Source organism: Chryseobacterium sp. AG844 (assembly GCF_003182335.1).
Classification (GTDB): Bacteria; Bacteroidota; Bacteroidia; order Flavobacteriales; family Weeksellaceae; genus Chryseobacterium; species Chryseobacterium cupriresistens.
On record NZ_QGTV01000041.1, the window covers coordinates 1 to 12,319 of the forward strand.

Sequence of the window (12,319 nt, forward strand, 5' to 3'; positions counted from 1 at the left end):
ACTCCTGCGCTCCCTCTAATTGGGACTGCAAAGATACAAACTCTTTTTTAACTGGCAACTTTTTTTAAAAAAGTTTTAAAGTTTTTTTCGTCCGTCTCTTTCTTGAAGTAATATCGTTTCTGCCTATCTAAAGGCGCTTCTGCGCTACTGTTCTACTCTCGTTTTCAGTGGGGCAAAGATAGTAACTTCCTACAACGCAAAACAAGTTTATTTAACATAAATTTTACATTACGGTGATATTTGTTCCTAAAGAACTGGGTAGCAGGGGGAAAAATTTTAAACATTTGTTTGGAGAATCGGGGTGAGAGCGTGGGAGTGTGGGAGTGTGGGAGAGTTTGAGGGTTTGAGGGTTTGAGGGTTTGAGGGGAGAGAGGGATGATTCGGGATGCGGAATGCGGGGTTTGGGGTACTATGATCAAATAAGGTATATATTTATATAATAGAGAGACTAGGCTATATAAAGAACGAGCTCCTTCGATTGAGCTTGGGATTATAATCTGCTTCTATTGATGGAAGATTATATATAATGAAGGGAGATTGTTGTTTTTTATGTATGGGGATGTTCATTGCCCGCAGATCTCGCAGATTTACACAGATAAGAGGGGCCTGCTTTATTATATACATTTATATTATATATAGAATGGGAAGGATGGAAATGCTAAAGAGTATATTTATATATAATATAGAACAATAAGATTTAACTCCTGTACCCGTAATTAATTATAATGCTTCGACTCAGCTCAGCATGACATGGCTAATACTAACTGCTAAAAGGCCTTAGACATTATACTGGCATTTTACTTCCTTTAAGGCTCTTGTAAAGAAGTTGGGATTCCTGCGGAATGATACAAGGGGAATAGAGATTTGTACTCAATAATATGTTTCCATAGAAATCTGCAATATGAAAATTCAATACCAATGTTCCTTTTCTACCTAAAAACCCGAAACTCATCATTCATAATTTATAATTTATAATTCCCCCTCCACTAGCCCTGATAGCAATGGTTACCCCGCAGCTTGCTTCGAAGGGTGGGTGGGTTTAGGTGTGGGGGACCCTTCGGCTTCGCTCAGGGTGACAGCGTGGGAAAGCCTCGGCGCGAGGAGTATGAATGGATAGCAGGAAATAGCTCCTAATAAAGTTCGAGAGTTGGAGTGCTAGAGTCTGGGTGGGTTTGAAGAAATGGCAACAAGATTATACTATATATAAGATAAGCTTAATCAAACAATCTAAGCTGCTGGTCGCGGGTTCCCGTGAAGTTGGCAGTGGAAAGCTTTGGAAATTCTTTGCCTTCAAAAAACTTCTTTCTGCCGATCTTAAAGGTGGTATGAATCATTTCTGCAATATTTCCCACTCCTTTTTGTCTTTCAAAATATCTTTTATCTCCAAGTTTTCCACCCCGCATGGATCTGATGAGATTTAAAACTTTTTGTGCCCTGTCCGGAAAATGAGCTTCAATCCAGTTAACAAAAACAGGTTCTACGGTATCATTTAAGCGTACCAAAGTATATCCGAAACCTAAAGCACCGGCATCCGAAATGGCTTTCAATATATTTAAAGGTTCATCACTATTGAGTCCCGGGATAATGGGCGCTACCATAACATGTACGGGAATATTGTTTTGGGAAAGGATTTCTACTGCTTTTAATTTATTTTTTGCAGAACTCGTTCTCGGCTCCATCTTGCGTCTCAATTCTTCGCTGATGGTTGGAATGCTTAGAGAAACTGACACCAGATTTTGTTCTGCCATAGGTTTTAAAATATCAAGATCTCTTAATACCAGAGCATTTTTTGTCAGAATATTGACAGGATGTCTGTAATCAAGACAGAGCTGCAGTAATTTTCTGGTAATTTCAAATTGCCTTTCCGCCGGCTGATAGCAGTCGGTGTTTCCGGACAATAGAATCGGGGCAGCTTTGTATCCTCTTTTCTGAAAAAATTTCTCCAGCAACTCAGGGGCATTTTTCTTTACCATGATTTTTCTTTCAAAATCAATTCCGGCACTATAACCCCAGTATTCGTGGGTTGGCCTTGCAAAGCAGTAAGAACAACCATGTTCGCATCCCTGATAAGGATTCATCGAATATTCCATTGGAAGGTCTTCACTTTTGACCTGATTGACAATGCTTTTGGGAAATACTTCCGTAAAAGAAGTCTTTACGGTTTCGAAATCTTCATCTTCTGGTTCATAGGTATACCTGTCGAAACGATTGACAACGTTTCGCTGAGCTCCCTGACCTTTTATGAAATTTTCGTTTTGCATTCCGGTGTAAAATTAGAATGGAATTTTTATAAAATAATGAGTTTTAACATTAAAGTTTTCCACAAAAAAAATCCAACACTTTCAAAAGCGTTGGATTTAAACATAATTAAATATATTTTTTTACTACTTCAGCGCGAATAATTCTACTCCATGAGTTTCATCATCATTATTTTTTTCATCAAAGTGTCTGTGATAATCCGAATAGGAATCACTATATTTTTTATCTTTTTTAGTCAAAATTTTTTTAATGCTTATTAAACTCAATACTGCCAAAAGACCAACTCCTCCTGCCAGTAAAACTCCAACTTCTTTTTTCATATTTTCTCTGATTTATTATTGATACCATTGCAAAAAGCATACCTATTTTATTTTTTTTAATTATAAATTTTGTTAACATTCAACTTTATTTTTAGGAAAATTACAATCTGCTATTTTTCTTATATTTAGGATAGCAATGGTTTAATTATTGTACTTAAAAATAAAAATATTATTATGGAAAATCCAGAAAACATTGACAGAATGACGACCTTGAGCCAAGTGATGAAAACGCTTTCTGAACGAGGAATACACAGGGAGTTCAGAATGAACGAAAAATGTGAAATGAAGTTTGAAAATTCTGAGAAAGTGTATCAACCCTCTGAACTGGTCATTTTAAAAACTTATCGCTTCGAGGGAGACAGCAATCCTGATGATAACGCCGTACTTTATGTAGTGAAGGACAATGCAGGAAATCGTGGGATGATTATAGATTCTTATGGTGCAGACAGCAATTATCCAGGTGAAGAATTTGATAAATTTTTAAGAGATATCCCTATTCAGGAAAGTGATGAATTCAATTTTTAACAACTCAATCACATATTAATTTTTTAAACCATTAAGGTTGTTTTCAATTAAAAACTGTACAGTGGTTATGACTGGCAGCCAAAGGATCTGTCTTAATGGTTTAAAGAATTATTCTTCAGTTTTTCCCTTTTTTCTGAACATATTATTCAGGAAGCCTTTCTTTTCTTTTTTCTTTCCTTCCGCACTGGGAGTTTCTTTTTTATTTTTTATTTCCTGTTTTATTTCTTTTACCGATTGTTTCATGTCCTTTACAGAAGAAACTGCTTCTTTGACTTTCTTTTCTGTTTTTTCAACATTTTTACCGATCAGGGTTTTCTTCAATCCCTGCTCTATTCCTCTCCAGAAGAGATTAAAGAAAGACTTTGTGGGGTCACGTTCCACATTTTCTACAGTAACGGCTTCCGGAAAGCGCCCTGAATCCGATCTCAGAAAAACATTGGCAACAGCAGTCAAAAAACCTTTTTTCTCATGATTATTCTTATTTAATACAGCAATTTTTAAGTCTTTATGTTTAAGATTAAAGGTTCCGTGCAATCCCGCAGGGTTTCCTTTGAAATTAAAAAGCATTTCCTGAATAGTTCCTGCAGTAGCTGTCACATGAAGATAAGGTCTGATAAAAGGATTGATTCCATTTGCCGGAAGACCGGTTGTTTTTCCGGAAATAGCAAATCTATCATTATGATCTGCCACATCAAAGTTCCAGTTGACAGAAAGTGGTGACAGATTCATGAAAGAACAATTGATGTTAATATCTACTTTTGTTGGCTTTCCTTTAATTTTAGCTGAATTCAGGTTTTTAACGTTCATATTAAAGTTGCTGAAGGTCAGTTTTCCCGGCCCCATACTTTCCGGAGTATCTTCTTCGTAGACCAGGACAGAGTTTTTCAGATCCAGGTTATGAATGGTCATCGGAATCTTAATAGAACGCAGCATTTTAGAATATAATGCTTTTATTTTTGGATCGTCCTTAGGAATTTTACTTCTGAAAATATTGGCATTTGCAGACTCAATGCCTACCTGTGAGGCGTTTATCATTTTATTATGAGAAAACAGATCCCATTCTCCTTCTGCAGTGATTTGTCCGGCTTTTATATCATAGAGATCTCTCTCAACAGGTATCATTTTGATAAACTGCGCTCTTGAAACGAGAGGTTTCATGGCAAAATTGTTAATCTGCACCTTATTTTTATTCAGCTTAAGAAGCCCAAGGCTCATGTTGTAAAACTGAGTTTTATAAGCGAGGTTTCTGGTGGTGATATAATAATCTTTCACTTTGAAGGACATTCCCGGCTGATTGGGTTTAGGTGATAATTCAATATTATTTACCGTTGCATTAAGATCGTGGAAAGTCAAAGGCTGTTTTCCTTTATCATAAGTAATGTTTGAATTTTTTAAAGATGTTTTTCTTATAATAAGTGATTTAATAATACCAGGCTCAGGAGATTTACCGGCTGGTTTTTCACCTGCTTTAAAGGTTCCGTTTACATTTTCTACAAGAAGATCCTTGATATCAACATTCAGCTTTTTGTCAATGAATTCCAGTTTATTGATATTAAAAGCAATATGATCTGTTTTTAACACTACTGCTGCTTTTCTCTCTGCAGGATGTCCTGGTGTCAGTACGACGTCCCTGACTTCACCGTTTGCAGGCTTCAGCGCAAGACTTCGCATTGTAATATTCTGAGCATTGGAGTATTCAATATCCTTTCCGGCAATGGTAAAATCTTTGTAACCTATCGGAATAACCTGTTCAGAAGTTTCTTTATTAAACATCAGCTGATTGATATTTACACTAAGATTCCCTACTGACAGAAGATTATTTCCATCCGGTTTTGTGATCTTTACTATGGCATTATTCAGTTTTATATTTTTTAAATCAACTTCAAAATTTGATTTTTTTTCAGCTTTCTTAGTCTTTACTCCTGTATTATAGACTGTCAGAACAGGATTCTCAAAGTCTGCATTCGTAAGTGAAACTTTATTTTTGTTTAAAATAACATCTGTAAAATCCATTTTGGGAACTGCAAATTCAAATAATTGGGCCTTTTTAGGATAAAACTTTTTAAACTGAGCAAAAGAGAGCAGCGGAGTCAGTCTGAAATTCTCAACAGCCATCTGCCCGTTACTTGTATTGATACGGCTGATGGTAACCGCATACGTATCATCAGGACGAAGAAAGAATTTTTCTCCTTTGATGCTGTATTTGTCAAAAACGATGGGTAGTTTATTTTCTACAGATTCTTCTGTCATCTGTAAATTTTCTACATACAGATCCAATTGCTGTACCGATAGAAATTTCTGTTTGGTATGTCTGAAAACAGCAACTTTACCCTTGTTGATCCTGATATTTTCAAATAAAACCGGATTTCTTTTCTTTCCGGTTTTGCGGTCGACAGGCTTGGCAAGAATGACATTCAAATTAGGTTTAGCCAGCAAAAGGTCTGACGAGCTGATTCTTTTATTAAAAACAGCATCATAAATTCCGAAACGGCTTATTTTCAAGGTATCAATAGTTCCCTGCAAACCAATAACGTCTGGGTTTTGAGGACTTTTACTGTTGATGGTAATCCCGACTGCGAAGATATTTCCGGTTCCCAGATCCACATCAAGGGTTTTATAGGAAACTTTATAAGCAGTATTCTTTTTTATATACTCCGGAAGCTGGGTTTTGAGCCATATATTTAATCCGAAATTCGCGGCGAGAAGAATTACGGCCAGAATTCCGAACCCTATGAGTAAATTTTTAATCCACCTATTCATATCCTGATCTTGTTAAATGTAAGTTTAAATATAAGATTATTAAGTGCAATTTTTACTTTTTTATACTTTGTAATATTAAAATTAATATGATTTATTACTATTAAACAGGAAAATATTTCATTCTAAAATAACAAAAGACCATCTCAATAAAGATAGTCTTTTGCCAGCTAAAAAGGAAAACTTGTTGATTACAATAATTAAACTACTCTTTTATTATTTTTTTTGACACAGCTTCTCCTCGTCTGTTCTTAAAAAAAACAATATAATTTCCCTGCTGTAGATGAGAAACATCTATAACATTTTTTCCTGTATTAAGATTTCCGGCCAACGCAGTTCGCCCGTCAGAAGTGTACAAGACATAGGATATATCTTCTTTGGAAATTACATTGATTACGGACTTGACAATGGTTGCATCAATTTCAGCAAAAGACACCTTGCTTTTTGTCATATCATGTACTGCTAATGTTGCATTAGGATTATATCTGTAAGTAAATGTTACAGGCGTACCATATTCATTATTAAAGCTATCGACCAGATAATATTTCAGGACATAGTCCATTGGAAATGTTCCGGAACCGGTATCAGAATTCCACATGGTATAGCCGCTTGAAACTTCAGAATTTGCAGGAATATTGATTGCCGGTTTGGAATTTCCGGGATAAACTGCTCCTAACATTATAAATGGAAGACATGTATTCTGGTAACAGAACTGAAAACTGCTTCCGTCTGCATTGACAATATTCATAACCTTTGCGCGAACATTAATAGGAACAGCAGAGTTGTTTTTAATTTTATAGTGTAAGGTTGCCAGATTTTCTTCCGTACTGTTATAGGTAATGATACTTCCGTCACTTATTGGTGTCCCGTCTTCTTTTGCTAAACTAAGCTGAGCCTTTCCATAAAAAGACAGAAAAATAGACAGGAATATGATGTAATTAGTATTTTTCATAATTTTTAATTTATAAAACCAGGAAGCCGCGCTACAGCTTCCCGGATTGTGAGAAATTACTTAATAATTAACTTTTTAATAACCGGTTCCGCATCTTTTTCTTTAATAGAAACCAGATAAGTTCCTTTTACAAAATTGTGTACAGAAATCGGAGTATTAGGCTCTGCATTTTCTTTTTCAAGAATTATTCTTCCACTGACATCAAAAATTTTAATGTCTGCCTTTCCTTTTCCGTCAATTTTGAAATAGTCTTTTGCAGGGTTAGGATATAAGATATGTTCATTATTTGTCTTTTCAGCAGCATGAACCCCTAATGTTGTATTTATGGCAAATGGCCCTGCTGCATTAACAATTTCGCCGGTTGTACCATCCAATAAAAGCAAAGCAACTTTTATTTTATCCAGGTTATATGCAGTTGGAATATCTGCTGTAAATGTATAGTTTACAACCTGTCCGTCAGTTAGGGTGGAAGGTATAGATCCTGCCTGCCCGGCATATCCTCCCAACAGCATTCTGCCTACATGATCATAAACCATATCCGCAGCAGGCACCGGGTTGGGTTTACTTTCATATCCACCCATAGATGTAGTGCCCCCAGCATAGTAATTTGCCTGGTTATAGCCCGAAGTAGTGCCTTTTACTTCATCTTCTATAACTACAGCAGCGAATCTGAAGTTAGCATTTGTAAAGTTGGTTCTGAAAACAGCCGAAGCATTGAATGTAACTGTCCTTCCTACCAAGGAAGATGTAGCACTCAATGCTGCAGGAGCAATTATTTGTTTTCTTTCTGTGATGATTGGAGAAAAATCAGCATTACCAGGAATATCTAAACCAAATGAACTTCTATCTGCGTTCATAGTGGGAAATGATGAGAAATTTGTGCCCGTTGTATATGCTGTTATTTCCATAGGATCCGGGGCATTAACTTTTCCCCGATGTACAGCAATACCTATAAAATCATTAGACATATTATTTGTAGCATTATGCATTGCAACCGCCCCTCTCGGACACCAACCGCACCATGTTCCCGTACCCTCTTCAATTACTACTTTTTTAGGCGAATTTTGGCTGACAGTATTAAATGGGACTGAAAGTGTATTGTCTGCAGGAGCAGCATCCGCTGCTCCGTTGACTCCGGTAACAGATACAATAATATTTTTATTTACGACTGTAGAATAGTTTACGGCATTTGAATGCGTAATTTCTTTTTCCTGCCCAATAGCTAAAGGCGCCGCTAAGGGTATTACAGCAGAATGGTCTGTGCCATCATTCCAGTTAAGGGTGACATTATTAACACTTTGTGCCCCATTATTTTTTACAGTTGCTTTGATAAAATAATCCGTATTGGTCACTCCATATCGACTTAAAGATAAATTTTTAAGAGCTACATCATAATCTGCAAAACTTTTGACTTGGATATTATCCAAAATGAGATAATACTGATCTGTACAATCATAATGTCTGAAAGAAATATAAACTTGCTGCCCAATAAAGGAACTCACATTGATCACTCTGTTTTGAAAGCCACCTGCAGCCACAGTTTCTGTATACACAGGTGTGGAAGCAGTAATAGCTCCTGAAGCGTTGGTTGTTGTAACATATACTGAATACTTTTCGTTTGGATAATTAGAATATGTTGCCAAATTATAGACCAGATATGCATTAGAAGCAGTAACATTACTTAAGTTAATAAGCGGTGAAGTGATCAGATTGTTTGGCGTAAGCACGGTTCCACTCATATAAGAAAAGGAAGTCAATGATCCGCTTCCAAAGCCTGCATTTACACTAGAAACATTCATATTAGTCCATTGTTTCCCATCTCCGTCAATATCAGTACTCACCCATCCGTTGAGTCCTGCAGTATTAAAATCCTGACTGTAATAAGTCTGTGAGTAGTGTATCCCGAATATCAGGATAAGCACCGAAAATAAAATCTTTTTCATTTGTTTTAAAAATTTAAGTTTAGTAAATAATAGTTTTATAAAAATTCATAAGTATTGGATATGCCTATCTTTTCTTCTCTCACGTTCAGTACGGTTCCACTACCATCCATTACCATCACGATAATTTTAAGATGATCACGATGGTAATCTGAAGGAATAGAGTATTGAAATGATCGGGAGTATTCATTGGAAATTACTGTCTGGGAATCCGGAATATTTTCTCCAGCAACAGATGAAGTCAGTTTAGCCCGTAAAACATTATGGTGTACATAATCATAAATAGTAGGTGGCCCCAAAGCCGGAACATAATTCTTTTGTTTACCCACCAGCTCGTCTTCTACTATAAACGCAGCTATTTTAAGTCCTGAAAAGGCTTGGGCAAAAGAAATCCGGGCATCAACATTCAGAGTATTGCCAGATATTTCAGAGACTATTCTTATACCTATTTTACTGAAGGCTTTTAACTGAGACAACGGTAACGACATATCGGTATAATTTTCACTGTCATCCCACATTGTATTTCTGTTAATGAACATTGTGGGCCAGCCCAGATCCACCCCGGTTACATTTTTAAACTGCTCTACCTCAGCACTTACGGCATTCGACCACGGATCCTGCCCACTAGGGCCATGAATCCCGATAAAGACAAAACCATCATCGGTCTGCAGTCTCAGATTTTTGGCTCTGGCCCCTGCACGGGTACAGTTTCCACACCATGTACCAGTAAAATCTTCGTATAAAATTCTATGTTTAAAATTGACTCCGTCATTGATGACAGCATTTACAGATATAGGATTTGCAGGGAGGTTTCTGTATCGGGCACTGATAGTATAAGCTCCTTTCTCTACAGGCGTATAGATATTTCCGTTTATCAGCTGATTATTGACAAAAATTTCACTTTCTGAAGTAATGTCATTATTGAGATTATCCTTTATTCTGAATGTAAAGCTTTTTCCCAATAGTTTTTCGTTACCACCTTCTGAAGAAATGGTAAGATAAGTCGCAACAGTATCTCCTTCGTCGCTTGCCGATCCTCTACAGGAGGACAATAACAAAAAAAATAAAATCACACAATTTAGAAATAATAACTTTTTTTTCATTGTTTGTTGAATTTTTTAATAGGTTTAAATAAAAACTGAAATTTTATATGGAGTTGTTAATAAATATGTTTAAAATTTAAACATTAAAATTTTGATAAAATCAATGTTTTGACAGTTTTAATAAATATTTCGCATTAAAATTACATAATTAATTATATATTAGCAAAATAATATTTGTTTAATTATTAAAAACAACATTGACAATGAAAATGATTTTCTCAGGACTCTTCGTTTCTTGTTTAAGCTTTTTTTACGCTCAGGAAATGCCTAATGTCTCTTTAAATACCTTGTCAGGCGAAAGGATCAATTTTTCCAAAATAGACTCCTCTAATCCTGTTATTGTCAGCTTTTGGGCTACATGGTGCCTACCTTGTATGGAAGAACTTACCGCTATTAATGACAAATACGGAGATTGGCAGAAGGAAAGTAAGTTTACCTTACTGGCAGCTGCCACAGATGATGCCCGTACAGTTTCAAAAGTTAAAACTCTTGTCAAAAGCAAAGGGTGGCCCTACACAGTATTATTAGACTCTAACCAGACTCTTAAGAGAGCATTGAATATCAACAGTATCCCCCACACCATACTCATTCATAAAGGTAAAGTCGTATATTCTCATGTGGGCTACTCTCCCGGGGATGAAGATGAACTGATCAAAAAGATTAAAGAATACAATACCAGCAAATAATTATGCGAAAAAAAATAATTTATGGAGTGGCTCTATTAACCAGCATTCGTCTTTTTAGCCAGTTATCTGTAAATCTTGAATCCAATTCACAATACTATATTGATGACAGCAAAGTAAAACTCTCCGAAGCAGAAAAAGACCAAAGGCTAAGATCAAATAACTACCTTAATATCAGCTATAAATTAAAAAACTTCACAGCAGGAGCGCAACTTGAAGCTTACGAACCCCGAGCCTTACTCAATTATTCCCCGGTTTTGAGTAAAACCAGCCTGGGAACTTATTTTGTTAACTATAATAACGAAAAAGCGGGAGTAGATGTCACATTAGGGCATTTTTATGAGCAGTTCGGCAGCGGTTTAGCTTTACGTGTATGGGAAGACAAACAGCTTGGGATTGCAAATTCCCTGCTGGGAGGAAAAATAAAATATACAGATCCCAGCCAAACCGTTATCATGAAAGCATTAATAGGTAAACAGAGGTTAGGATTTAATCTTTCAGACGGATTAATAACGGGACTTGATACCGAACTGAATCTGGACAATATGATAAAAGCAAAAGACCTTCACACCAGTATCGGATTCAGCTATGTCAATAAATACGAGGACAATAAGGAAAACAGTAAATTCCCTAAAAACGTCAGCATCTATTCATCCAGAATGAAAATGGAATATTCAAATTTTGCAATGGAATTTGAATACCTTTACAAAACCAAGGACAATATCAAGCAGGTAAACACACTGGATCCAAATAATATATTTTCAGGCAATGCTTTTCTGCTTAACCTTTCTTATGCTACAGACCGGTTTGGAATCATTGCTGGACTGAGAAGACTGGAAAACTTTAATTTTTACTCACAACGGGACCAAATCGGAAATATTTACCATAATTCCGTGTTGAATTATATCCCTTCACTCACCAAACAATATGATTATAGCCTGGCCAATATTTATGTTTATCAGGCACAACCAAGGCTGTCATTTCTCCCTCAAAAGAAATCCGGAGAACTAGGTTCTCAGATAGATATCTTTTATAAGATAAAAAAGGGAACATTATTGGGAGGAAAATACGGAACTGATCTTTCTTTGAATATCTCAAACTGGTATGGATTAAAGGGAACATACAGATCATACATTAATGATATCCGTGACTATAAAACGGATTTTCTTGCATTAGGAGAAAAATATTACTCAGACCAAAGCCTTGATATCAGGACCAGACTGAATGATAAATGGAAGGTTGCCCTGGTATTTATTAACCAGTACTACAACACTTACAGAGTCGAAGAAACAAGTGGAGAAGTAAAAGCACAGACCCTTATTCTGGATAATATGTACAAATTTTCCAAAAGTTCTATGAAACTGGAACTGCAGCATCAATGGGCAAACGGCTACCATGGAAATTGGGCTGCCGGTCTTTTCGAATATAATTTTAACAAAAACTGGTCGATCTTCGCCAATGACCTTTATAATTACGGAAATTCTGATAAAGAAAAGCAAATGCACTATTACACAGGAGGGCTGGTTTTTAGAAAAAACAGTACAAGAATTCAGGCTTCTTATGGCAGACAAAGAGGAGGATTGCTTTGTGTAGGCGGTGTTTGCAGATTTGTTCCTGAGAGTGCCGGTCTTTCTTTGGGTATTAGCACCAGTTATTAATCACATATATTCAAATTAGTTTAATAAAATGAAATTTAGAAACTGGTTTTTATTAATTCTACTATTTTTAGCGACAGGAATTAATGCGCAGATAAAAAATCCTGTAAAGTTTAAATTCACCA

10 protein-coding genes are annotated in these 12,319 nt (G+C 36.1%); 3 read left to right on the top strand and 7 right to left on the bottom strand.

Annotation, left to right across the window (positions count from 1 at the left end; genetic code table 11):
• Positions 1 to 784: 784 nt before the first annotated feature.
• The 3 genes from DEU40_RS22575 to DEU40_RS21995 all read right to left on the bottom strand — a co-directional run bounded on the left by DEU40_RS22575 (position 785) and on the right by DEU40_RS21995 (position 2,579).
• A complete protein-coding gene (locus DEU40_RS22575) occupies positions 785 to 952 on the bottom strand; it encodes a hypothetical protein (RefSeq protein ID WP_181398017.1) in 168 nt (55 codons plus the stop codon).
• A 262-nt stretch (positions 953 to 1,214) separates the two neighbouring features.
• The gene (locus DEU40_RS21990) at positions 1,215 to 2,261 is read right to left on the bottom strand and encodes a PA0069 family radical SAM protein (protein WP_110011834.1); all 1,047 of its coding nucleotides are present in this window, start codon (positions 2,259 to 2,261) and stop codon (positions 1,215 to 1,217) included.
• A gap of 123 nt (positions 2,262 to 2,384) precedes the next feature.
• Entirely contained in the window at positions 2,385 to 2,579 is a 195-nt protein-coding gene (locus tag DEU40_RS21995; RefSeq protein WP_047426218.1) for a hypothetical protein, read from the bottom strand.
• Positions 2,580 to 2,753: 174 nt separating this feature from the next.
• Between DEU40_RS21995 and DEU40_RS22000 the strand changes: the two genes are divergently transcribed.
• The gene (locus tag DEU40_RS22000; RefSeq protein ID WP_110011835.1) at positions 2,754 to 3,104 is read left to right on the top strand and encodes a hypothetical protein; all 351 of its coding nucleotides are present in this window, start codon (positions 2,754 to 2,756) and stop codon (positions 3,102 to 3,104) included.
• A 108-nt stretch (positions 3,105 to 3,212) separates the two neighbouring features.
• Here DEU40_RS22000 and DEU40_RS22005 read toward each other — a convergent pair whose 3' ends face one another.
• The 4 genes from DEU40_RS22005 to DEU40_RS22020 all read right to left on the bottom strand — a co-directional run bounded on the left by DEU40_RS22005 (position 3,213) and on the right by DEU40_RS22020 (position 9,856).
• Positions 3,213 to 5,864: a hypothetical protein gene (locus DEU40_RS22005; RefSeq protein WP_110011836.1), complete on the bottom strand. Its 2,652-nt coding sequence runs from the start codon at positions 5,862 to 5,864 to the stop codon at positions 3,213 to 3,215.
• 202 nt (positions 5,865 to 6,066) lie between these two features.
• The gene (locus DEU40_RS22010) at positions 6,067 to 6,813 is read right to left on the bottom strand and encodes a T9SS type A sorting domain-containing protein (protein ID WP_110011837.1); all 747 of its coding nucleotides are present in this window, start codon (positions 6,811 to 6,813) and stop codon (positions 6,067 to 6,069) included.
• 56 nt (positions 6,814 to 6,869) lie between these two features.
• Positions 6,870 to 8,756 (bottom strand): T9SS-dependent choice-of-anchor J family protein, encoded by a 1,887-nt coding sequence (locus DEU40_RS22015; protein WP_110011838.1) that lies wholly within the window; start codon positions 8,754 to 8,756, stop codon positions 6,870 to 6,872.
• Between the two features lie 35 nt (positions 8,757 to 8,791).
• A complete protein-coding gene (locus DEU40_RS22020) occupies positions 8,792 to 9,856 on the bottom strand; it encodes an Omp28-related outer membrane protein (RefSeq protein WP_110011839.1) in 1,065 nt (354 codons plus the stop codon).
• 203 nt (positions 9,857 to 10,059) lie between these two features.
• Between DEU40_RS22020 and DEU40_RS22025 the strand changes: the two genes are divergently transcribed.
• The gene (locus DEU40_RS22025) at positions 10,060 to 10,542 is read left to right on the top strand and encodes a TlpA family protein disulfide reductase (protein WP_110011840.1); all 483 of its coding nucleotides are present in this window, start codon (positions 10,060 to 10,062) and stop codon (positions 10,540 to 10,542) included.
• A gap of 2 nt (positions 10,543 to 10,544) precedes the next feature.
• Positions 10,545 to 12,197 carry a DUF6029 family protein gene (locus tag DEU40_RS22030; protein WP_110011841.1) on the top strand — a complete coding sequence of 551 codons (1,653 nt, stop codon included), beginning with the start codon at positions 10,545 to 10,547 and terminating at the stop codon, positions 12,195 to 12,197.
• Positions 12,198 to 12,319 lie beyond the last annotated feature (122 nt).